Consider the following 22,498-nt stretch of genomic DNA (forward strand, 5'->3'; position numbering starts at 1 on the left):
TGATTATGTTTTTGTCATTGCTGCTCACACAGTTGTAAAATGTTGTACGCACACGTTTTTTTCTTCTTCAGACCTGAAAAGCAATATTATTCAAAATTCATGCAAAATAATCGGATTTATTTTATACCTTTGTAGTTCATATAGAACATATAAAATACAGAATACTATGGCTAAAAAGTATTTCGCATCGTCAGAACTCATCATCAACGAGGATGGTTCTGTTTTTCACCTTCACCTCAAGCCAGAGCAGCTGGCAGACAAGGTGATTCTGGTTGGCGACCCGGGCAGAGTTAGCTTGGTTGCAAGTCTATTCGACAGCAAGGAATGCGACGTTGAGAGCCGCGAGTTCCACACCATAACCGGAACGTACAAGGGCAAGAGAATAACAGTGCTGAGCACCGGTATTGGCTGCGACAACATAGACATTGTGCTGAACGAACTTGACGCCTTGGCAAACATCGACTTCAACACCCGCGAGGAGAAGTCAGAGCACCGCACTCTCGAAATAGTGCGAATAGGCACTTGCGGCGGACTTCAGCCTTACACTCCGGTGGGCACTTACATCATGAGCGAGAAGAGCATCGGTTTTGATGGTCTGCTTAACTTCTATGCCGGCAGAAACGATGTTTGCGACCTTGAGTTCGAAGAGGCTTTCAAGAAACACACTCAATGGCTTCCGCAACTTGCAGCACCTTATGTTATTGATGCCGACAAGGAACTGCTCGACCGTATTGACGGTGAGAACATGGTTCGCGGTGTGACTATCGCCTGCGGCGGATTCTTCGGTCCGCAAGGAAGAGAGCTTCGCATTCCACTTGCCGACCCTCATCTTAACGAGAAGATTGAATCGTTCGAATACAAGGGCTACAAGGTTACCAACTTTGAGATGGAATCGTCTGCCGTGGCAGGTCTGAGCCGTCTGATGGGGCACAAGGCAATGACAGTCTGCATGGTTATTGCCAACCGACTGGCAAAAGAGGCAAACACATCGTACAAGTCGGGAATGCCAGACTTGATTGAAAAGGTTTTGAATAAGATTTAAACTCCATTCGAACGGCTGTTCTTCATCACAAGGGCAGCCGTTTTTGTTATGTTTTTCGGGCAAAAGATATTCGGCATGAAAAAATGTTTTATATTTGCTCCCGGCAGTAATCACAATTAAGTTTAAGAAATATGAAAAAGACCAATCTTTCGATGCTCGCACTCGTAGCAATCTGCTGTGCGTGGCTTATTTCGGGCTGTTCGGGAAACAAGAAGCAAGCCGTTAATCCAACCGAGGACATGAGCCAGTTTGTAACCCTTACCGATGCCGTGCCCGATGCCATTCTGGAGATAAGATATTTCGGCACATACAACTTTGTCGGGCAGCGCATCGACGGATACGAAGAGCCAACCGCACTCATCACCAAGAAAGCTGGCGACAGTCTGCGCGCCGTGAGCGACGAACTGATGTCGCAGGGCTACAGACTGAAGATTTACGATGCCTACCGCCCTCAGAAGGGCGTAGACCACTTTGTGCGATGGGCCGAAAACATATCAGACACGCTGATGAAGACTTACTTCTATCCCGACCTCGACAAGAGCGTGCTGTTTGAGCAGGAATACATCATGGCGCATAGCGGACACACGCGCGGTTCGACCATCGACCTTACGCTCTTCGACATGAAAACAGAGAAGGAACTCGACATGGGCGGAACGTTCGACTGGTTCGGTCCTGAGAGCCACCCTGATTTCTGCGGAAATCCCGAAACAGGCGAATTTACAGGCGACAATCACAAGAGTCCGACAGGCAAGAGCATCACAGCCGAGCAATTCAAAAACCGCATGATTCTGCGCCGCGCAATGCTTAGTCACGGCTTCAAACCACTCGACACCGAGTGGTGGCACTTCACGCTGAAGGACGAACCGTTCCCCGACACTTACTTCAACTTTCCAGTCAGACAAATCAAGAAATAACACATGAGCGCAACAAACAAAATCAACGCTTTAGGACTTGTTTTTCTGCTGATAGGAATCTTCTCATTAGCCATCCCGTCGTACTACATCTACGCGAAAGGCGGAACAGACGATTTCTACATCGTTACGAGCAACGTAAACGGCATCGAGACAACCGAATACAACCCAGCATTCGTCATCGGAATGCTGGTATTCTGCTATCTGTTCGCCGCGGCTTTCATCATTGGCGGAATGATGATGATGAAGATAATCGGAAAGAAATTCGGGATATGGATTTCCGGCATCCTCGGTTTTAGAGAATCTAACGACGAAGACATTCTGCCAAAAGTATTCATCAGAATAGGACTGCTGCTCCTCATAATTGGCGGCGGACTGCTGACATGGGACATAACATCACGCCAATCTATGATAAAAGCCGAAGCTACCGTGGTGAATACATACAGTTCGTGGATCAGAAGCAAGGGCAGCAGCAAAAAGGTAAAGCATTATTTCGCAATACTAAAATATCAGATTGACGGAAAAGAATATATGAGCCAAGTAACTGTTTCGGAATTTTTCTACGACTCGCAGGTTACCGTATATTGCGACCGCAACAATCCGATACGCTGTCGCATGGGCAATGATTTTCTGCTGTGGCACATCATTCTGTTCAGCGTGGGCACATTGTTCTGCGGCGGAGGAATGTTCATCAGGCATGACATGAAAAAATCAAAGCACAAACTCAGATAAGTTTTTCTCCCATAAAAACAAAATGACAAAAAGATATCAGATTGCACGTTTTTTTATTACTTTTGCATTCAATTTTAAACATCAGATGTAAATGAAAAAATTAGATTTGGCAACAAAGGTGGCAATTGCCCTATTCATGATTATTCAAATTGTATTACTGATTGTATTCTTCAAATCTCCGCAATTTTCCGACCAAGTTGTACACATGAGATTAGCAACAGGAGCATTTAACGAGAATTCACTGTATCCAACGGCAAACAACTTATACGATAGTTATATCGTTGCTCCAGGCCTGATAAACTTTCTGATTTTTCAGCTAAAACTTTTGGGAACAATGGACTATAATGGTGTATTCCAGTTTGCAATGAATATGGCAATGCTTTACGAGGTTTACTACATCGCCAAATTCTTCTTTTCAAAGACAGTTGGCTACATCGCAGCGATATTATATTGCCTTGTTTATTCGAACTATCTTGGCATACTTATATGGGGAACCGAAATACCATTCATGTTTCTAGGTATGACTGGCTTATGTCTGTGCCTGACCACAAAATGGTACAATGTGCTAATTGCAACAGTTCTGTTTGCCATAGCCAACACAATCCGTCCTCTCAGCATACTGTTTATTATTACGATTGTCATCTTCTTCGCTTTCAGCAAAGTTAATTGGAAGCATTATCTATTACTTTTCATTCCGTTTTTCGTCCTCAATTTCGGATACGGAAAGTTTAACGAGGCACGCATGGGCTACTACGTAAGCAAATCGACAACCGGTGGCACAAACCTTTTGCAGACCGCTAACGACTACGCCGACGGAACAACGACAAAAGGATCCAAAATTATTAAATTAAAGGAATCGAAATACGCATACAAAAACAACAAAGACAAGACCGTTTTCGAAAAAGACAAGATGTGGCACGATGCCGGAATTGAATGGATAAAAAAGAATCCCGGAAAATATTTCAAAATGTTTTTCTACAAAGTTCCGTATATGTATGCCGACGACAGCTGGCCTGAAAGACTTGTGATAAGAGACTACTATTACAGAAAGACATCGTCTGACAATAAAGAAAAAAGAGAATACGCAATATCAATGTTTTTTAAGAACATACCTTATTACATCGTATTTATTCTTGCACTGTTCGGCGTTGTTGCTTACAGAAAAGACTTATACAAAAATCGCAAGAAAGCGTATATTTCGCTTCTTGCATACATCATAATCGGCACAGGCGGAACTGTTCTGATGCCAGTTATGGCAAGATACCACTATCCGTTTTTGTTCGTGCTGATTATTTTTGCGGCATACACAATCGAACAGATTTACAACCGGAAATTTAGAAAAGACGAAGCAATATCATAGTCGTCAGAAAGGAGCCTTACTAACAATGGTGAGGCTCTTTTTTGTTACGGGATGAACGAACGAAATCTGCTCGGCATGGAGAAAGAGTCGGCTCGCACGGATACCGTACAACTCATCGCCGATTATCGGGGCATTGAGCCCCTGAATGCTTGCGCAATGAACACGAAGTTGATGCGTGCGTCCAGTCTTCGGAAACAGTTCGACGCGGACATAATCGTTGCCGACAGAAACGACCTTGTACATTGTAACAGCCGTTTTTCCGTTCTCAAAATCGACCTTCTGACGAGGACGGTTTATGTAGTCGGGCGCGAGCGGAAGCTCTATCTTGCCACTCTCACTTTCAGTTAGATTTCCGCGCGATTCGAGCAGCGCGACGTACTTTTTCGCCACCTCGCGACCTTCGAACATACGCTGCATCATAGCGCAAACATCTTTGTTCTTGGCAATTACGAGCAAGCCCGATGTTGCCATGTCGAGCCGATGAACAACCAGCGGTCCGGTGGCATCTGGATAATTATCGGCACCCCACTGATAAACGGACACTTCGCTCACCTTTCCCGGAACGGACAACATTCCAGACGGTTTATCTACAACAAGCAGCCATTCGTCCTCGAAAACTACTTTTGGCTGATGGTTGCGCGATGCCTCTTTTTCATGCTGATTTTCCTCAACGTCAAGTCCGATGAGCATGTGCCTGAGCAGCGGAGCGCACTTGCCTTGGCATGCCGGATAGAAGTTTCCATGACGGCGAATCTCGCCCTTTGGTGACTCGCCCCACCAGAATTCAGCCATCGCAACAGGACGAAAGCCGTTGGCATAGGCATACTGCAAAAGCTTTGGCGCAGCGCACTCGCCCGTTCCAGCAGGCGGAATGTCGGGATGGTCTGGCGACTGGGCAAAGAGCGTACAGATTCCCTTCGCCTCGCCCTTGGCATTCAGTAGCCGGAACTCGTCGAAAAGTTGCATCTGAAGTCTGAACGAGCGTTGCTTGCGCTCTTGTTTCAGTCGTTCAATCTCGATTTTTACGGCATCGACCTTCTCTTTCAGTCCGTCGAGCTGAAGTTTCAAATCGCGCTCGCGTCTTTTCAGTTCGGCTTTCTGAAACTGACTTTCTTTTATCATCAAATCGATGGTTTCTTTGTCGATGGAAGTCTTGCGCAACTCATCGCGACGTGCCTTGTCTGCCTTCATCTGCTGGCGGAAAGCATCAATTTTCTGCCGTCCTTCAGCCTCTTTCGTTCTCAATTCGTCGACAAGATTCTGAAATTCCTCCGAGTTCTGAAGTTCCGAAATCCGATGATTGATGGCTGAAATATTGCTTTCTTCCTGCTTGAAAAATCCTTGCGGATTGAGCAAATCGTAGACTGGCGGAACGAAAAACGGATGATTGTTGCTGTGCGCCAAATTTCCGCTGAAGGCTGCCAGATAGCCAATCTCGCCCGATGCGCTCTCGCAAACCAGAACGCCGAACATCTTGCCTTGGTTCAACTCATTGTGCCAGTCGGTGCGCATGGCAATATAGTTCCGCACCTCATCGGCGGCAGCGAGGCACAGCGGATGAGGTGTGTAACAGAAAGGATTGTTGAACTTTGCAGGAAGTTCGGTATTCTTGTCGATTTTCAGTTTATGAAACATCAGCGTCTGACTTTTAAAGTGGTTCGTTCGGCAGAATTTATCCTTTCAACGGCTTCCATACGGTCGAATTTTATTGGCGCGGTTACGAACTCCGGAACGTTGTACGAAAGCATTAACTCAGCATAATATTTCTTCGGATTTTTCTGCGGAAGCATGAACGGCTTGCTCTCCTTTCCGTCGGCACCGATGTGCGAGAAGTATAGGCGCGTAAACTGACCGTCGTCGCGGCGCGAACTGAACACGAACCAACGGCTGTTGGTGCTCCAGTTGTGATAACTGTCGGTGTCGCTACTGTTGGCTGATGAAAGCGCACGGCTCTCGCCCGTTTTAAGGTCGAGCAGGTACAAATCGGCCTCGTGATGCCAGATTGAGAAGCATCCGTAGTCGCACAACGTGTACATCAGATAGCGTCCGTCGTACGATGGCTTCGGAAATGTGACGCTCTTGCCCGTAGTGCGCACACTTACAAGCGTATCAACATCCTCGCCAACCTTTCCTGTTTCGGAGTTGAACGAAGCCTTGCAGAGACTGTATCTCACGTTCTTCAGTTCCGAAGGAATATCGGCTTTCTGGGCTGTGCAGAAGTAAAGCGTCTTGCCGTCTGGCGAGAATGTAGGATATGTCTCCCACGAGTCGGCAAGCATCACCGAGTTGCTCAAAATCAGTTCTTTCTTCTGAATATCATACACTTGTAAGTCCGATTCCAAATCGAAGACCTCGATTATCTTCTCGGGCATCGAATGGAACATCTGTCGCGTGGTATTTGTAGAGTAAACGATGAATTTTCCAGACGGATGCCAGTACGGATAAACACAGAATCCGATGGTGCTGTCGGTCTTCGTGTTCAGAGCCTCTATGCCGCCTTGCGTTCTTATAAGCGTGGCACTGTGGTCGCCGCGGATGTGCATCGTCAGTCCTTCGGGATTGCATTTGTTAAACTCGTGGCAGTTCAAGCAACCGTCGAACTGCGTATTTTCGAGCACCGCCGTTTCGTCGAAGTTCGACAGATTGCGCTCGTATATTCCCATCTTGCTGAACACTTCGTAGCCCGGCGCGAGTTTACGGTAGGCAATGCCGTAATCAATCTCATCGCCGCTAACGCTTATGCTGAACTTGCGGAACGTAGTCCAGCCGCCGTCGGTCTTTGCGCTGACTTCGAACCATATTTTCGAGCCGATGTTCTGTTGCAGAAGTTCCTTCCATTCAGCCTCGTCAAAATCGGCATATTCTCCCTGAACATGGATATTTCCGCCTTTCTCGCCAGTTGCAACGACATCAATGAGCGATGCGGCATCGTCAGCCATTGCAAAGTTCAGCGGTGCAATCTGTGCCGGCACGGTAACATCAACATAATCAGGATAAATCTTCGGAAAATTGCCGTCTGTTCGAGCATTTTTCACCGCCTCCATACCACACGAAGTCATCAGCATACAGCATACGGCAAAATATATAATCGTCTTCATAAGATATTTCATTTTAATTGTTTGCAAAAGCGAAGTAGTACCAATAAGTGTTGCCGAAGTTCGCCTTCATGTAACTCTCGGGAGCCTTGCCTTTGTAGGCATGCATAAAGTTGGAAAAACTCATCTGGATGTCCTTTTCTATCGGATAAGGGATTCCGCTGAAGTCGCGATGCCCCTTTGCCCACGCCAGCGCAATTACCTCTTGATAGAGGCGTGGCAGAGGCTTTCCGTAAAGGTCGTGGTTCACATCAAAAACTTCCACGAAACGCGGCACGTTCTTGCCAAGCAGCAGCCACGAAATCATATAGTCGTATGCCATCGTATTGCTTGTGTTTGTAAGATAGACATTGCCGAGCATCGAGTCTGTCTCCGTCTCGGAATAGAAGAAATCGTTTTCCTTTCTGATTAGGAACTCCCTAAGATGTCCATAAACCGGATGCGATTCTACAGCCTTGTCTGTCAGCAGTTTCTCGGCAGAAGGCGATGCTCCTTTGTGCCACAGTAACTGGCTGACGTCCTCAGCCCATTTGCGGTAGCAAATCGTATTTTTCAGAAGTGAGACGTATCTTTTTGCCACCTGATAGTTACCCGTAATCAAGTTGCACTCGGCAAGCACTTTGTAGCAGAACGCACTTTTCTGATAGTCGGGAATGCACTCTTGCGCCTCGAATGTTGAGCGCATGGCATCGTTTATCATTCCAAGATGATAGAATACCTGAGCCGTAACAAGCGGCGCAACATAGTCTTTCGTAAACTCAGGCAGAAGGCATTGCGTTCCGTGCTGCGGATAGCAGAAGAGGCTGTTGGCATTGCCGGTCTTTATCAGCGCAAGATTCAAGCAGATTGCCGACATCGGATTTGTTGGAGGCTGCTCGTTGGCAAGGGCGATGATGTCGTTCCACTGCTGATCATACATCAGTTTTGAGTATCTCATCGCCATCTCCTTGCTCGGCATCGCCTTCTTATTAACGGCATAGACTGCGCCGACGGCAATCACTAACACGGCGCACCATCCTATGTATTTTTCGGCTTTCTCGCCAAGTTTTATCATTGCCGAAGCCACCAGAACCAATGGCACGACGGCGGCAGAAAGCCACAGATAATACGGAGTTGCAAAGCGAGGACGGTAATAGTGAAGTCCAAACATCAGCCAGTCCGACTGATAACTACAGAAATGCTGCGCCACAAACGGGCACGCAACAGCAACAGCCACGGCTACCATCATCAAAATCAGCCACTTCACAAGATTCATCTTTCTGTGCAGAAACTCATCGGCAAGGACTATCGGCACAAAAACGACACTTATGTTTCCGAGCATGAAGAAGAGCAACGGAACAAGTGCAATAAAAAGCAGCCGGCGAAGAATATCCCCCTCAACAGAAACGACAATTCTTGCTGCAAGAAGAAGCAGAATTTCGGAAACGGCGAGCGGCAGAAGCACGTCTTCGTCGAGATACAAAACCATCAGAATTGCCGCTGGAATGAACGAGAGCGAATAGTTTAGCAGACTGCGACGGCGCAGCAACGAGGCCGAAAGAATCTGCACGGCAAGCAGAAGAGCCGCCATTATCGCCGCTCCGCAAGCCGGCATGAAGAAGAACTGCGTAAGAAATCTGCCAACATAAGCCGACAGTCCGCCGGGCAGCAAGATTAACTGCCGCGCAAAATCGGCGGTACACAGAAAAATCTGATACTGTTCCTGAAATATCAAGTGATAAGGATATTTCAGCCAAAAGAACAGAAAAACAGCCGCGGCAAACGCAGCCGACAGCACCGCATCAACGCACGGAATCCACTTTGGGTCTTTAATGTTTATCATTGTACTATAAAAGCTTTAAGTTACTGAACTTTCCCGACTCTCCTGACTCTGAATTTCAGATAGAACCAGTACGTCTTTCCAAAACGTGGTTCGAGAGCCTGCTTGTTACCGTTTGTCTCGGCAAACGCCTTGTTGAAGTCAGAAAATTCGCGCATCGTCTCCTGCATCACAGGATACTGCTGAATCTGACTTGCCAACTGCTCGTCGCCATGCTGCTTTGCCGATGCGTAGACAATGAGGAGAGCCTCTTGATATATTCGCGGCAGATTGCCCGAATAGACTTTCCGTCCGTACGCCTGAAGGTCATTACAGAATGGCTGAAGCGCACCCGTCAGAAGGTCGTAGCACAGCAGATAGTCTATCGCCATTCGGTTTGGCAACCTGTTCTGTGCCATGTTTTCAAAACATCCGCGGATATCGTTTGTTGTTACAATCGTATCGTTTTCAGGCAGAATCATCTGCGTTTTTTTTGCCACGGAATGTGCTGCCCACCGATAGCAAATCATCTTGTCCAACATCCGTCTGTACTTATTTTCTACTTCCTTCTCGCCAGTCAGACGGTTTATCTCGGCAAGTTTGCGAACCATCTTGGCATTTCTACTTTCGGGCGAGAAGATTAGACCGAGCATGGCACAATGTTCGGCAACCGTGGTATGCCCCATCGCCAGCCATAGGTCGCATCCGCAGCCCATAAGTTGATAGTTGGTATTGTTTGACATCTCCACCGCCAATCCCTTTGCCGAGCAATAAGGGCTATTAAGCAGATTATCGGGCAGGGCATTCTGCATGGCATTGCCGAGATTGTAGTAATATGCAAAATATCTGTCCGGACCGTATTTCTTCTGAAAAGCCAGCGCATCGGTCGCGCTCTTTCTGTAATTTCCGAAATAATAACTGTTTATAACCGAATAGAGGTCTTCTTCGTACCAGTTTGGAAGGCAGAACCATTTTCCAGAAGCATAGGTGTATGCCTTTTCTTCGTCAAACTGATAGTGTCCCGCCATCAGCCACGGGAATCCGGCGGCAAGAACTACAGCTATCGGCTGAGCCCAAAGACGGTATCGCACGGAATGAACGAGAATAAGCACTCCAAGAAGCAGAAATCCGTAGCCGAGCATCCAATATGAAATAACCATCAGAAGCAGTCCGATGAAGGCATGAAAATAGCGGCTGCAACTACCGTAGACATAAAACTGAAACATTGCCGCACCGCCAGCCAGCGACACGGTAGATGCCAGCGGATAGAACGTGTCGATGTTTCTGAGCCCTTCGTAAACAACGGCAAGCAAGGCAACAGCAAACGCCACCCACCGCGGAAGCGACACCTTCAGTCCGCCATAGAGTGCCAGCAGAAGCAGAGCCAGCAGAATAGTTATTACCGTCGCGCCTCCACCTACATAATACAGAAACTGAGTAACGAAATCGCCGGCAAGGCAAGCAAACCACCCCGGCTTTGTGAAGTAGTGCCTGATGTACTCATTATCGAGCAGAAACATCATGTTCTGTTCGCGTACATACAAATGGTTAGGATATAGTATAAAGAAAAAAGCAAAGATACCGCCCAACACCAAAAGGCTTACGACGCACATTATTGCCCTTCTCCATTGTATCGATTTGTTTAACATAGTTGCAAAAATAACACTTTTATTGTTATCTTTGCAATCTGAATTATTAAAATATGTTCAAACACTTACTTTACCCACTTGCAGCGTTTATTTTATGTGCCTGTAATGGCGCACCGGGCAACTACACCGCTACTAACACCGCAGCGCCAATGTTTCCCGACTATACCGACATAACTCTCCCCTACAATATTGCTCCGCTCAACTTCATGCTTCGCGGCGGATATTCCGAAATATACGCCAAGGCAAAATGCGATGCCGACGAGATTGAGGCAAGCGGAAGCACAGAACTGATATGGGACGAGGGCGATTGGCACGACTTTCTTCAACGAAACAAGGGAAAGAATGCCCAACTTAATGTCTACGGAAAGAAAGACGGCAAATGGCTTCTGTTCAAGTCGTCTACTTGGACTATAGTCAACGAGCCTATCGACTCTTACATCAGTTACCGTCTGATAGAGCCGGGCTACGAGGTGTGGAACCACATTCAGATTTGCGAGCGAAACATCGAGTCGTTCGATGAGCGCGTACTCATAGACAACCGCGATGTTGACAACAGTTGCATGAACTGCCACACCTACGGCAAGAAGAGCGGAAACCTGTCGTTCTTCCACCTGCGCGGAAAAAACGGCGGAACAATCATCAACAACGACGGCAAACTGAAAAAACTCTTACTGAAGGACGAACTGAACGATCCGTGCATCTACGGCGACTTTCATCCTTCGGGCAGATTCATTGTCTACACAACAAATACCATCATCCCTGCCCTGCACACCAAAGGAGCAGAAAGACTCGAGGTCTACGATGCCTCATCAAACTTAGTGGTGGTAGACACAAAAGACAACCGTATAGTAACAAACAAGGCGTTGAGCGACTCAATCACGTTCATGTCGTTCCCTACCTTCACGCCCGACGGCAGAAAGATTCTGTTCTGCGGCGCGCGAAAGGGCGAGGCTGCCGACCTTCCATTCCTGAAATACAGCCTTTGCTGCGTCTCGTTCGACCAAGTTACGGGAATGCCGGGCGATGTTGTAGATACGCTCTACAACGCCAAGGAAAACGGTCATTCTGTTTCGTTTCCAAAGTGCTCGCCCGACGGCAAATACATTCTTTACACCATCTCGGACTGCGGAACATTCCCTATCTGGCACAAAGAGGCTGACTTGCAGATGATGGCGATAGCATCGAAAAAAGTCAACAATCTAAGCGAGACAAATTCGTCTAATTCTGATACTTATCACTCATGGTCTACCAACGCACACTGGTTTGTCTTTGCCAGCAAGCGCGACGACGGAATGTACGGCAAGCCTTACTTTGCATATGTTGACGACAAAGGAAATGTAAGCAAGGCATTCTGCCTGCCGCAGAAGCATCCAACGTTCTACGACAACACATTTAAGAGTTTCAACATTCCTGAGCTAAGCAATACGCCAGCAAACTTCAATGCCGACGACATAAAGAATGTCTATTTCAATACGCAGGCGCAAAAGGCCGATGTGCTCTCAATAACCGAGGAGGATTCAACGAGAACAATTGACAATTGACAGTTGACAATGAATAATTCACAATTCATAATTCATAATTCAAAATTGCTTTCATAATTAGAGAAAGTTGAAAATTGAAAGTTTAAAGATTATGTCAAGGTAGATTCAACATAGCTTCTGAGTTCGGAGAAGCTATGGGGAAGATACGAAGAAACAAGCCGATAGTAAGTGGGAAGCAAGCCTGTACTACGGGGTAGATACGGGGTAGCAAGCCGCAAGGTACGTCCAAGATACGTTCAAGGTACGTTCAAGGTACGTTGTAGCTACGGGGTAGGAACGGAGTAGCTACGGGGAAGGTTCGGGGAAGGTTCGGACAATTCTAAGTTAAAATTTGAGAATTGAAAGCTGAAAATTTAAAAATGAAGGTGGATTTTTTTGAATTAGGGTCTATATGGAATTTAAAATGAGGGGGTGAAAGCTGAAAAATCTTTTTAATTGAAACGAAGAAATAGATTACAAACGAAGAGCACTTGCACACTTTCCGAACTCGCAAGCATCATTATAAATCCGAACAAGCATAAAAAAATCAAGCTATAAATATTTCATAACAAAAAAAGCAGCTCTGCCATATTGCTGGCGGAACTGCTCGAAAATATTATTGTTTGTACATCATTTAGGCATTGTAAAATGCTTGAGGATTCCCATGCTTGTCCTCGTTCTTTACAGACGGACTGATTGTCCAGTTGTCGTCGTCGGAACTTTCGAGGATTGAGCAACGCTCTATCACCTCTTTTACCGCCATTTCTGGCTTAACATACATTTGTTTCATAATCCGATTTTTAGTATTAAACATATTGACTAAAACAAACTATGCAACAGCAATTATAATGCCGCTGCATAGTTCTATATTTTTACTTACGCTTGAAACACCAAATGTTAGATGGAGCCCACTGGTTTACAGTTGGACCAGAACGCAGACCATCATTCGTATGTGTCAATCTAAACTCCTCACCATCAAGAATAGAAATACCATAATCTCGAATATTTGCAGGAGCCTGATAACCAAAATGGTGCAAATAGAATGCTAATGGGAATGAAACGCCACCTTTGTATGTCCAAATACCATTGTCAAGTTCTACTTTTGTATCGTAATAGTGCTTTGTGAAATCTATTTCAAACTCACCATAGTTTATATAGTAGTCATCCATACGAGCACCATTTCTAATCAAATACTCAGAATACCATGTAGCCATCGGAATATTTTTATTACCACCAGTACCTCTTTCATTTTCAAGGTATGTGCCTAAATTTGCATAATCTTTATCAAGTTCGTTCTGAACAAGTTTGCTTGTGCTGCATGAAGTTACACCAGAATAGCCATTCCAATAATCTCCCAAAGACTCTACGCAGCAATATTCAAAATTATGCTCTGCATTTGGAAGAAATGGACATCTACAGAAGTTCTGTTGAAAATCATTTATGCTAACCCCAGGCAAAGCCAAGTCCGTTGAATTGCTGTTTGAAATCAAAGGAGCAGAACTCTTACTTTTTATATTTTCATAAAATTCTCCCCAAGCATTCAGCCAATCTTTACGAGGCCACAAACTCTGCGCAGAAGCAATGGCATGAGTGTTTCTTGCAAACCATTCCTGATTGTGTGGATCACCTACATTAGAAAGGATTGCATGAATTGGCTGGTTTGGGCGTGGAGTAATTGCGTCATCGCCCTCATACTGATACCCAAACACAGGATAGCTTGTATATCGTGTGATAGAACCTTTTATTACATTTCCGTCCTTGTAAGTTTTAATGTACATACCATCGAAAGAGGTATCATAACAAGCCAAGTTATTCAAATTATATTTAAACAAGGATACAGTTGACTGTCTTACCTCATTTCTATCAGGTGAACCTCCAGAGAAATAGTTTGGATAAATCTTCCCCAAACCAGACAAGCCCTGATAAGCCCAAGATTTATCATCCGGATTGTAAACAGGGTTGATAAAGAACTCACCGTTAAGCAGGAACTCCTTGCTTTCTACAGGACGAGTAAAGTCGGCACTCGAGCATTTACCAGCCTCCAAATTAAAGCCTGTTGCCTTTGTAATCTCAATAGGATAAGCAAACGACTTAACAATTGGTGTTTCATCATCAACATTTACCATTGAGACAACACATTGCAAGTGCTGTCCCTGTGGAATGTTTGTTGGAGGAACTGCAAAGTAAACATAGAAAGTCTCATCGGTTGTAGAAAGGTCTACATCCCAATAATCCTTTGTAATTTTACCATTCTTATCCTTCTCGTTTAGAGCCACAGTCATGTAAGATGTCTGGTGACCAGTATTCTCTACTCCAGTACTTGTTACAACAGCATAAGGCTGGAATGCAATATCCTTTAACTCGCCACCGTCTTTTGGAGCGAGGTCAACATATACCAAAGAATCGAAATAGCACTTCTCTGTAATAAGCGAAACCTTGTAAGGCTTCCAGCCCTTACCAGCAGGCTTGCCACTTGAATCCTTCAGCTTGAACTTAGCCAAGATATAAGACGAAAGCGAGTTTAGTCTCATGCTTGGAAGGTTCTTACCCATATCCTCGTAATAATATGCAGATCCGTAGCGAAAATCTACAGAACGTCCATTTCTTGTCTTAAATTCAGGTATTGCGTTTGCACCCTGTACCTGATTGCGGAAACTGCAATAAATACGGCTTGCTGTGTTTGTCTTCTCTTCAGAAGCCTCAACAGTTGTACCATTCTTAACCTCAGTAACCAGCTGTCCGTTAACAACTTTAGGAACAACGATGTTAGACTCGGCAGTATAGAAAGCGTAGATGCGGTCGCCATCCTTAGGAGCGTTACCAGTACACTTAAATGAGCCAGAGAACTCGCCCTGCTTTGAGTTTGCACCACCCGTAAGGTCGAACAATGCACCAATATTCCCTCCACCAACAAATACAGAAAGCTGGTCGTTTTCAGCCCAGTTTACGACAATTTTTGATGGATTTTCACTATTTGCATCGTAGACAAAACGAGTTTCAGGTTCTGTTATATTTATTTTGTATACACCTTCAGCATCAGTTTGGTTACCGGCGGGCAACACGTCATCAGTACATGAAATTACGGCTGAGAGTACCACCCCCAACCCTAATACTTTTAAATACCTATTCATAATACCTGGTTTTATTAAAGATTCATTAAAATACGACATAAAAATAGTGATAACTATGGTGTTACTGGTAACCTTCATCAGGAGTTGTCATGGTAGTGATATTCTCGTTTCTTCTTTTCTTGGCGAGATGATCACCTTCATCGATATCTTCCATACTTACATTAAGAAAATAAGCATCAGTAATTAGAGCAACCTCGGCAGACACGGGTTTAACATATCTGTTGCGAGTTTCCTTACCTGATGCACCAGCAAGTTGCGACACATTTGAATTTACGAAGTTTTTCCCCATCATTCTTGTTTATTAACAGAATATACTTATTATAAAGAATTCTCACGCCCCCTTTTAATTTTGCTTGTTTTAGGGGCGCATTTCCAGTGTTTCCAGTGACTTGTCAAGGCACACTACACGGTATTAACCATGATTTTATGCCATTCGGCTGCAAAATAACAAAAAAAATAAATACGCTACAAAACATTTATTCTAAAAAAATGCTAAAAAAACAAAATATCATAACTTTAAAACAAAAATCAAACTAAAAAATGCCAAAATTTTTCGGATTGGAAACACCATTTCAGACAGTTTTTTATACAAATCGCACATCTTGCCGCTACGACAAGATATTTCGCAAGCGGACAAACAAAAAAAACGGCTGGAAATGAAATAGTTCACTATCCAGCCGAGTTTTTTTGTTAATCAAATATATCCAAAAGTTCTTTTAGTTGTTTTCTGGACGAAGTTTGCGAACTGTAACGGCAGTCTGCCACATCTCGCTCTCGCGAAGTGCCTTCAACTCCTTCTCCAAGCCCTCACGATAGTCAGGCTTTGAGTTAGCGTCGATTGAGATCTGTGCCTCGTTACCAGACTTAACAGACTCGTAAAGTTTCTGAACTACAGGCTTGCAAGCATCGTGGAATGGGCCCATCCAGTCGAGAGCACCACGCTGTGCAGTTGTTGAGCAGTTTGCGTACATCCAGTCCATACCGTTCTTTGCGAACAATGGCATAAGCGACTGAGTAAGCTCCTCAACAGTCTCGTTGAATGCCTCAGATGGAGTGTGACCGTTCTCGCGAAGTACCTCGTACTGAGCAAGAAGCAAGCCCTGAATAGCACCCATCAAAGAACCACGCTCACCAGTAAGGTCTGAAGTAGCCTCGCGCTGGAATGTAGTCTCGAACAAGTAACCAGAACCGATACCGATACCAAGAGCCAAAGTACGGTCGAGTGCCTTGCCTGTAGCATCATTATATACAGCGTATGAAGAGTTCAAGCCACGACCCTCAAGGAACATAGTACGGAGTGATGTACCAGAACCCTTAGGCGCAACCATGATAACGTCGATATCTTTAGCAGGAACAACGCCTGTGCGGTCGTTCCAAGTAATAGCAAAACCATGAGAGAAGTAAAGAGCCTTGCCAGGAGTAAGGTACTTCTTGAGTGTAGGCCATACTGACATTACAGCAGCATCAGAAAGCAAGCACATTACGATAGAAGCCTTCTCTGCAGCCTCCTCGATACCAAACAATGTCTCACCCGGAACCCAGCCATCAGCAACTGCCTTCTCGAAAGTCTTGCCCGGACGCTGACCAACGATTACGTTGAAGCCGTTGTCGCGCAAGTTCAAAGACTGGCCCGGACCCTGAACTCCATAGCCAATAACTGCGATTGTCTCGTCTTTAAGTATTTCACGAGCCTTCTCCAAAGGAAACTCTTCGCGGGTCATTACGTTCTCAATAACACCGCCAAAATTCATCTGTGCCATTTTATATTATATGTTTTTTGTGCGCCTTTTATAGCGCGTTATTATTAGTTTACGTTTTTCGCTTGCAAATTTACACTTTTTTGCTCTATTCCGTGCAAATTTATCACTTTTTTTATGCAAAAACTTTAAATTAGTTGAATAAAGCCTCTGCACACGGTTTCAAAAGTGCCATTTTCAGCTTCTTTGCGCACATCTATCAGATATTCAAGTTCTGAATTTTTATGCAGAAAGAAGTGAAGCACATCGCCGATATACGATTCGGCAACGTAGGCAATCTCGAAACGCTTTATGAAATGCTCCTTGAAAAGTTGGAACGGAAGCAGGTTTATCATGTGCTCCATGTACTTTACGCTGTTTACATGACCGTTCACGTCGATGTCGCTGTAACAACTGCGGTAAGTGAACACGGGCTCGGCATCTGTCACCTTCACTCTGCCGGGAGGGTCGATGGGACACTCCTTCTCGGGTACAACATAATTAACAATGCTTCCGCCGTGCAGAACGAGCAGGTCTTCGGGCTTTCGTGTGTCGAGCGATATCATCGCCCAGATGCTCTTGGCATAGCCATACACCTTTCCGCCGTCGCCCTTGATGGCGAAGTTACGGTTGGTAAAGAACCTGAACACCTTTTCAATCCACGTTTCTATCGAGTAGTGTTCGTACTGGCTGGGCATCTCGTTCATCTCGATTACGAAACGGGAGAGCACCCATGTGTACTTGCTCTGGTTAAGCGTAGCAATGCCGAAGCCGCGGTCGTTGGCATGGAAACCAGCTGTGTTGAGCAGGTTGTTGCCAAGCACGCTCATGAACAGTTTGCCGTTGAAGTCGACCTGAAAGGGTTCGGCAACGTATGGTGTACTACTTACGTTATCCATCTTTCTTTCTTTTTTTATTTAGAAGCCATATATTTCTGTTCGCGTTCAGAAAGATATTCGGTAAGGTGCTCTATGCAACTCTTTGTGATGGCAATTCTGCCCGAGCGCACGTACTGGAGCACGCATCCGCAGTCTCTCAGAGAATGATAGAGCGACTCGATATCTTCGGTAAGACCGTTCTTTGTGATGATGCTGTACGTTGGATTAACCTCTACAATGTTGGCATCGTGGATGCGGATGTATCGGCTAACCTGCGGATTCTCGAGCATCACGGGAGTAGAAATCTTTATCAGTCCGCACTCTTCGATGAAAATCTCGTCGTCGGTGAAATAGTTTGCCTGAAGAACATCAATTTTCTTTTCAATCTGACGCGTAATCTTGTCAACCGTCTCCTTGTCGCTGTAGCATGTGATGGTGTACTTGTGTACGCCCTTTATGCTCGAAGCCGAAACGTTAAGGCTCTCGATGTTTACCTGTCGGCGAGTGAACACGGCTGTAATCTGGTTCAGCAGTCCGGCAAGGTTCTCCGAGAAGACAAGAATTGTATATAATGTTCTGTTGTTCTGTTCCATCTTTCTGTTATTTAAATTCCATCGTCATATCATCGACATCGTGTCCCGGCTCGCACATTGGCAGCACGTTTCCTTCTTCCTCTACAGCCACCTGAAGCAGGTAAGGGCCTTTGGTTGCCATCATCTTCTTCACGGCATCCTTCAAGTCCTTGCGGTCTACAACGGTCTGGCAAGGTATGTTGTATGCGCTTGCAATCTTCTCGAAGTCGGGATTTGTCATCGGCGTGAACGAGTAGCGGCGGTTGAAGAACATTGCCTGCCACTGGCGCACGTTGCCAAGATAGTTGTTGTTAAGAAGAATTATCTTGACTGGTGCCTGCTGCTCCATTATAGTGCCGAACTCCTGAATGGTCATCTGCATACCGCCGTCGCCAAGGAAGAGGCATACATCGCGCTCTGGTGCACCGAATGTTGCGCCGATGGCAGCAGGAATTCCAAATCCCATCGTTCCCATTCCGCCCGATGTTACGATGCTTCGCTTCTGCGTGAACTTGAAGTAGCGGGCAGCCATCATCTGGTTCTGGCCAACGTCGGTAACGAGGATTGCCTTGTTGCCTGTCTCCTCGGTAACGCAGTTTACGACCTCGCCCATCTTTATCGGTCCTTCGGTTGGATAAACTTCCTTGTCGATGACCATCTTCTGCTCTTTCTCCTTGAACGGAGCGAAGCTGTCAATCCATTCGCGATGCGATTTCTTGCTAACAATCTCGGTAACGGCTGCAAGAGTCTCCTTGCAATCGCCAAGAACAGCCAAATCGACCTTCACGTTCTTGTTTATTTCCGAAGGGTCTATATCGAAATGAATCTTCTTAGCCTGAGTTGCGTAAGTGCTGAGTTTTCCGGTGATACGGTCGTCGAAACGCATTCCGACGGCAATCAACAGGTCGCACTCCTGAGTCTTTACGTTAGATGCCAGACTTCCGTGCATACCAAGCATACCCATGTTGAGCGGATGGTCTGATGCCAGCGCGCTCAAGCCGAGCAGAGTACAGCCGGCAGGTGCATCAATCTTCTCAAGGAAGTCGACAAGTTCCTTCTGCGCTCCGCCAAGTTCTACGCCCTGACCAACCAGCACGAGCGGACGGCGTGAGGCGTTAATCATGTCGGCAGCCACCTGAACGGCATCGTTATCCATCTCAGGAACAGGAACATAACTGCGGATAAAGTCGATGTGCTGAGGTTCGTACTCGCAAGTGCCCACCTGTGCATTCTTGGCAAAGTCGAGTACCACAGGACCCGGGCGACCGCTCTTTGCGATGTAGAATGCGCGGCTCACAGCCCACGCCACATCCTCGGGACGGCGAATCTGATAAGCCCACTTTGTGATTGGCTGAGTAACGCCGACGAGGTCGACCTCCTGAAAGGCATCAGAGCCAAGGAAGGCTGCGCCCACCTGACCGGCAATTACAACGAGCGGAGTGCTGTCCATCATTGCATCAGCAATACCCGTAATGGTGTTTGTTACGCCCGGACCGCTGGTAACAATGCAGCAGCCCACCTTTCCGCTTACTCGCGCATAGCCCTGAGCGGCATGTGCGGCAGCCTGTTCGTGACGAACCAGAATATGGTTCAACTTCTTTTTATGGTCGTATAGTGCATCAAATGAAGGCATAATTGCACCGCCCGGATATCCGAAGAGAACATCAACGCCTTCGTTCTCGAGCGAGCGCATAAGAGCCTCAGCACCTGTTATTGGATCTTTCATAATCAGTCTTCTGGAATAATTCTAACACCACCCTTGTCGGCAGAACTTACCATCGAAGCGTATGCCTTGAGCGATTTTGGAACAATACGTTTTCTTGTCATCGGACGCTGTGGACGGGCTGCAAGTTCCTCGTCAGTCAGTTTCACGTTTATTGAGCGTGAAGGTATGTCGATAACGATGATGTCGCCGTCTACAATCTTGCCCACGTTGCCGCCAGATGCAGCCTCTGGAGATATATGTCCGATGCTCAAACCTGATGTACCGCCCGAGAAGCGTCCGTCGGTAATAAGCGCGCACTCCTTGCCGAGATGGCGGCTCTTGATGTAGGATGTAGGATAAAGCATCTCCTGCATACCCGGACCGCCCTTAGGACCTTCGTGAGTGATTACCACCACATCGCCGCTAACTACCTTTCCGCCAAGGATTCCCTCGCAGGCATCCTCCTGAGAGTCGAACACCTTTGCCGGACCTTCGAAGTGCCAGATGCTCTCGTCAACACCGGCAGTCTTTACTATACAGCCGTCCTGAGCGATGTTTCCGAACAGAACAGCCAGACCGCCGTCCTTTGAGTAAGCATGCTCAACATCGCGGATACATCCGTTTGCGCGGTCGGTATCGAACGATGTCCACTTGCTGCTCTGCGAACCCATCTTTGTGCTGAACTTTCCGCCCGGAGCAGACTCGTAGATGCGCTGTGCCTCTGGGTCGATAGTAGCACCTGTAAGGCTGTACTTAGCGATGTCCTCGCCAAGGGTTGCGCCGTTTACGCGCTTGAGCGATGTGTTGAGCAAGCCAGCCTTGTTAAGCTCGCCAAGGATTCCGAGGATACCGCCGGCGCGGTTGCACTCCTGAATAGAATATTTCTGTGTGTTTGGCGCAAGCTTGCAGAGGAACGGAACCTTACGGCTAAGGTTGTCAATATCCTGCATCTTGAAGTCTACGCCAGCCTCGTTTGCAATTGCAAGAAGGTGAAGCACGGTGTTGCTCGAACCGCCCATGGCAATGTCGAGCGTCATGGCGTTGAGGAATGCCTCGCGAGTGGCTATGCTCTTTGGCAGAACGCTCTCGTCGCCTTCCTCGTAATATTTGTATGCGTTCTTTACTATAAGTGCAGCTGCATCTTTGAACAGTTGTATGCGGTTTGTGTGTGTTGCTAGAATTGTTCCGTTGCCCGGAAGAGCCAAGCCGATAGCCTCGTTGAGCGAGTTCATAGAGTTGGCGGTGAACATACCTGAGCATGAACCGCAACCCGGACAAGCGTGCTCCTCAATCTGGTCGAGTTCGTCCTGAGAAACTGTCTCGTCAGCACCCTTAATCATTGCAGATATAAGGTCGATGTTCTCGCCCTTCCACTTTCCAGCCTCCATAGGACCGCCAGAAACGAAAACTGTTGGGATATTTAGACGCATAGAGGCCATGAGCATTCCCGGAGTAATCTTGTCGCAGTTAGAGATGCAAATCATGGCATCTGCCTTGTGCGCATTCACCATGTACTCAACAGAGTCGGCGATGATGTCGCGCGAAGGAAGCGAATAGAGCATTCCGTCGTGTCCCATCGCAATACCGTCGTCTATGGCGATAGTGTTGAATTCAGCAGCATAACAGCCCAGTTTCTCAATCTCAGCCTTCACCAGCTGTCCCACCTCGTGCAGGTGTGTGTGTCCCGGAACAAACTGTGTGAATGAATTGACAATAGCAATAATTGGCTTACCAAACTGCTCTCTCTTCATACCGTTGGCAACCCACAGAGCGCGGGCTCCTGCCATGCGGCGACCTTCTGTGCTGAATGCACTTCGTAACTGGTGTTTCATCTTATATCTTATTTATTAGTTTAGCATATATAAAGCAGAAGCCCTTCTCGTGAAAGAAAGGCTTCTGTATATCTTGCAATCATACTACATATGGTCACGCCTTTCTCACGCCATAGGGTTTCCCACGACGACCACGAGGCGAATCACCACGCTATGATTATATTTAGTTACTTTTAACATTAAAAAACTTACAGTCTTTAATCAATCGAGCGCAAAAATAAACAATCTTCTTTACATAAACAAATTTTATTGATAAAAAATAATGTTTAAGAGCCTATGCCGATACTTTATTTTGATTTTCGGCTGATGCTGCTTGAAAAGTGTTACTGAAGAGCCCTGCGTTTTTTCTTCCAGATGCTTGATTGCCGAGTTTTTATTGACAGCTGTAAAGAATGAATCTCCCAGTCATGACATTCTATAAAAGATTACTATTTTAATTTCCACATTTGCAGAACTTAATCAGCGGCGTTTTATATTAAGTTCTGAATAAAAAAACTATATTCATATATCATGAAATGATTATTCTGAATGACGCTG

17 protein-coding genes are annotated in these 22,498 nt (G+C 46.1%); 5 read left to right on the forward strand and 12 right to left on the reverse strand.

Features of this window, described 5'->3' with window-relative positions; genetic code table 11:
* The first annotated feature begins 166 nt into the window (after positions 1-166).
* The 4 genes from T538_RS0115725 to T538_RS0115740 all read left to right on the forward strand — a co-directional run bounded on the left by T538_RS0115725 (position 167) and on the right by T538_RS0115740 (position 4,045).
* Complete coding sequence (locus tag T538_RS0115725) at positions 167-1,042, forward strand: nucleoside phosphorylase (RefSeq protein ID WP_031535584.1); 876 nt, start codon at positions 167-169, stop codon at positions 1,040-1,042.
* A 131-nt stretch (positions 1,043-1,173) separates the two neighbouring features.
* Positions 1,174-1,956 (forward strand): M15 family metallopeptidase, encoded by a 783-nt coding sequence (locus tag T538_RS0115730; protein ID WP_051656186.1) that lies wholly within the window; start codon positions 1,174-1,176, stop codon positions 1,954-1,956.
* A gap of 3 nt (positions 1,957-1,959) precedes the next feature.
* The gene (locus T538_RS0115735; protein WP_031535588.1) at positions 1,960-2,685 is read left to right on the forward strand and encodes a DUF3592 domain-containing protein; all 726 of its coding nucleotides are present in this window, start codon (positions 1,960-1,962) and stop codon (positions 2,683-2,685) included.
* A 205-nt stretch (positions 2,686-2,890) separates the two neighbouring features.
* Positions 2,891-4,045 (forward strand): glycosyltransferase family protein, encoded by a 1,155-nt coding sequence (locus T538_RS0115740; protein ID WP_155993308.1) that lies wholly within the window; start codon positions 2,891-2,893, stop codon positions 4,043-4,045.
* 3 nt (positions 4,046-4,048) lie between these two features.
* Here the strand turns inward: T538_RS0115740 and T538_RS0115745 are convergent, their stop codons facing one another.
* From T538_RS0115745 to T538_RS0115760, 4 genes are read right to left on the reverse strand one after another with little or no spacing between them, the layout of a single operon-like run.
* Positions 4,049-5,680 carry an RluA family pseudouridine synthase gene (locus T538_RS0115745; RefSeq protein ID WP_031535592.1) on the reverse strand — a complete coding sequence of 544 codons (1,632 nt, stop codon included), beginning with the start codon at positions 5,678-5,680 and terminating at the stop codon, positions 4,049-4,051.
* Complete coding sequence (locus T538_RS0115750) at positions 5,680-7,143, reverse strand: TolB family protein (protein WP_031535594.1); 1,464 nt, start codon at positions 7,141-7,143, stop codon at positions 5,680-5,682. The genes T538_RS0115745 and T538_RS0115750 overlap by 1 nt, the downstream gene beginning before the upstream one ends.
* Positions 7,144-7,156: 13 nt before the next feature.
* Positions 7,157-8,962: a DUF6057 family protein gene (locus T538_RS0115755; RefSeq protein ID WP_031535597.1), complete on the reverse strand. Its 1,806-nt coding sequence runs from the start codon at positions 8,960-8,962 to the stop codon at positions 7,157-7,159.
* A 20-nt stretch (positions 8,963-8,982) separates the two neighbouring features.
* Positions 8,983-10,587 (reverse strand): DUF6057 family protein, encoded by a 1,605-nt coding sequence (locus tag T538_RS0115760; RefSeq protein ID WP_155993310.1) that lies wholly within the window; start codon positions 10,585-10,587, stop codon positions 8,983-8,985.
* 53 nt (positions 10,588-10,640) lie between these two features.
* Between T538_RS0115760 and T538_RS0115765 the strand changes: the two genes are divergently transcribed.
* Positions 10,641-12,128, forward strand: coding sequence for a TolB family protein (locus tag T538_RS0115765; protein ID WP_081835052.1), 1,488 nt, complete (start codon positions 10,641-10,643; stop codon positions 12,126-12,128).
* Positions 12,129-12,741: 613 nt separating this feature from the next.
* Here the strand turns inward: T538_RS0115765 and T538_RS18530 are convergent.
* The 8 genes from T538_RS18530 to ilvD form a co-directional block, all read right to left on the reverse strand.
* Positions 12,742-12,897 (reverse strand): hypothetical protein, encoded by a 156-nt coding sequence (locus T538_RS18530; RefSeq protein WP_155993312.1) that lies wholly within the window; start codon positions 12,895-12,897, stop codon positions 12,742-12,744.
* Positions 12,898-12,979: 82 nt separating this feature from the next.
* Positions 12,980-15,238: a hypothetical protein gene (locus tag T538_RS0115775; protein WP_155993314.1), complete on the reverse strand. Its 2,259-nt coding sequence runs from the start codon at positions 15,236-15,238 to the stop codon at positions 12,980-12,982.
* Between the two features lie 61 nt (positions 15,239-15,299).
* A complete protein-coding gene (locus T538_RS0115780; RefSeq protein ID WP_031535605.1) occupies positions 15,300-15,530 on the reverse strand; it encodes a hypothetical protein in 231 nt (76 codons plus the stop codon).
* Positions 15,531-15,954: 424 nt separating this feature from the next.
* Positions 15,955-16,998, reverse strand: a complete 1,044-nt coding sequence (gene ilvC, locus T538_RS0115785) for a ketol-acid reductoisomerase (protein WP_031535607.1) — start codon at positions 16,996-16,998, stop codon at positions 15,955-15,957.
* 125 nt (positions 16,999-17,123) lie between these two features.
* Positions 17,124-17,873: an acyl-[acyl-carrier-protein] thioesterase gene (locus tag T538_RS0115790; RefSeq protein ID WP_031535609.1), complete on the reverse strand. Its 750-nt coding sequence runs from the start codon at positions 17,871-17,873 to the stop codon at positions 17,124-17,126.
* Positions 17,874-17,887: 14 nt separating this feature from the next.
* A complete protein-coding gene (gene ilvN / locus T538_RS0115795) occupies positions 17,888-18,445 on the reverse strand; it encodes an acetolactate synthase small subunit (RefSeq protein WP_031535611.1) in 558 nt (185 codons plus the stop codon).
* A gap of 7 nt (positions 18,446-18,452) precedes the next feature.
* On the reverse strand, positions 18,453-20,150 hold the full coding sequence (gene ilvB, locus T538_RS0115800) for a biosynthetic-type acetolactate synthase large subunit (protein ID WP_031535613.1): 1,698 nt from the start codon (positions 20,148-20,150) through the stop codon (positions 18,453-18,455).
* A gap of 2 nt (positions 20,151-20,152) precedes the next feature.
* Complete coding sequence (gene ilvD, locus T538_RS0115805) at positions 20,153-21,961, reverse strand: dihydroxy-acid dehydratase (protein WP_031535615.1); 1,809 nt, start codon at positions 21,959-21,961, stop codon at positions 20,153-20,155.
* Positions 21,962-22,498: the final 537 nt, after the last annotated feature.

Source organism: Bacteroides sp. Ga6A2 (genome assembly GCF_000702225.1).
Classification (GTDB): Bacteria; Bacteroidota; Bacteroidia; order Bacteroidales; family Bacteroidaceae; genus Ga6A1.

Excerpts from the sequence above, each read along its gene's own strand:
- T538_RS0115725 (WP_031535584.1), top strand. The coding sequence starts at position 167 with ATGGCTAAAAAGTATTTCGCATCGTCAGAACTCATCATCAACGAGGAT.
- T538_RS0115730 (WP_051656186.1), top strand. The coding sequence starts at position 1,174 with ATGAAAAAGACCAATCTTTCGATGCTCGCACTCGTAGCAATCTGCTGT.
- T538_RS0115735 (WP_031535588.1), top strand. The coding sequence starts at position 1,960 with ATGAGCGCAACAAACAAAATCAACGCTTTAGGACTTGTTTTTCTGCTG.
- T538_RS0115740 (WP_155993308.1), top strand. The coding sequence starts at position 2,891 with ATGAGATTAGCAACAGGAGCATTTAACGAGAATTCACTGTATCCAACG.
- T538_RS0115745 (WP_031535592.1), bottom strand. The coding sequence starts at position 5,680 with ATGTTTCATAAACTGAAAATCGACAAGAATACCGAACTTCCTGCAAAG.
- T538_RS0115750 (WP_031535594.1), bottom strand. The coding sequence starts at position 7,143 with ATGAAGACGATTATATATTTTGCCGTATGCTGTATGCTGATGACTTCG.
- T538_RS0115755 (WP_031535597.1), bottom strand. The coding sequence starts at position 8,962 with ATGATAAACATTAAAGACCCAAAGTGGATTCCGTGCGTTGATGCGGTG.
- T538_RS0115760 (WP_155993310.1), bottom strand. The coding sequence starts at position 10,587 with ATGTTAAACAAATCGATACAATGGAGAAGGGCAATAATGTGCGTCGTA.
- T538_RS0115765 (WP_081835052.1), top strand. The coding sequence starts at position 10,641 with ATGTTCAAACACTTACTTTACCCACTTGCAGCGTTTATTTTATGTGCC.
- T538_RS18530 (WP_155993312.1), bottom strand. The coding sequence starts at position 12,897 with ATGAAACAAATGTATGTTAAGCCAGAAATGGCGGTAAAAGAGGTGATA.
- T538_RS0115775 (WP_155993314.1), bottom strand. The coding sequence starts at position 15,238 with ATGAATAGGTATTTAAAAGTATTAGGGTTGGGGGTGGTACTCTCAGCC.
- T538_RS0115780 (WP_031535605.1), bottom strand. The coding sequence starts at position 15,530 with ATGATGGGGAAAAACTTCGTAAATTCAAATGTGTCGCAACTTGCTGGT.
- ilvC (WP_031535607.1), bottom strand. The coding sequence starts at position 16,998 with ATGGCACAGATGAATTTTGGCGGTGTTATTGAGAACGTAATGACCCGC.
- T538_RS0115790 (WP_031535609.1), bottom strand. The coding sequence starts at position 17,873 with ATGGATAACGTAAGTAGTACACCATACGTTGCCGAACCCTTTCAGGTC.
- ilvN (WP_031535611.1), bottom strand. The coding sequence starts at position 18,445 with ATGGAACAGAACAACAGAACATTATATACAATTCTTGTCTTCTCGGAG.
- ilvB (WP_031535613.1), bottom strand. The coding sequence starts at position 20,150 with ATGAAAGATCCAATAACAGGTGCTGAGGCTCTTATGCGCTCGCTCGAG.
- ilvD (WP_031535615.1), bottom strand. The coding sequence starts at position 21,961 with ATGAAACACCAGTTACGAAGTGCATTCAGCACAGAAGGTCGCCGCATG.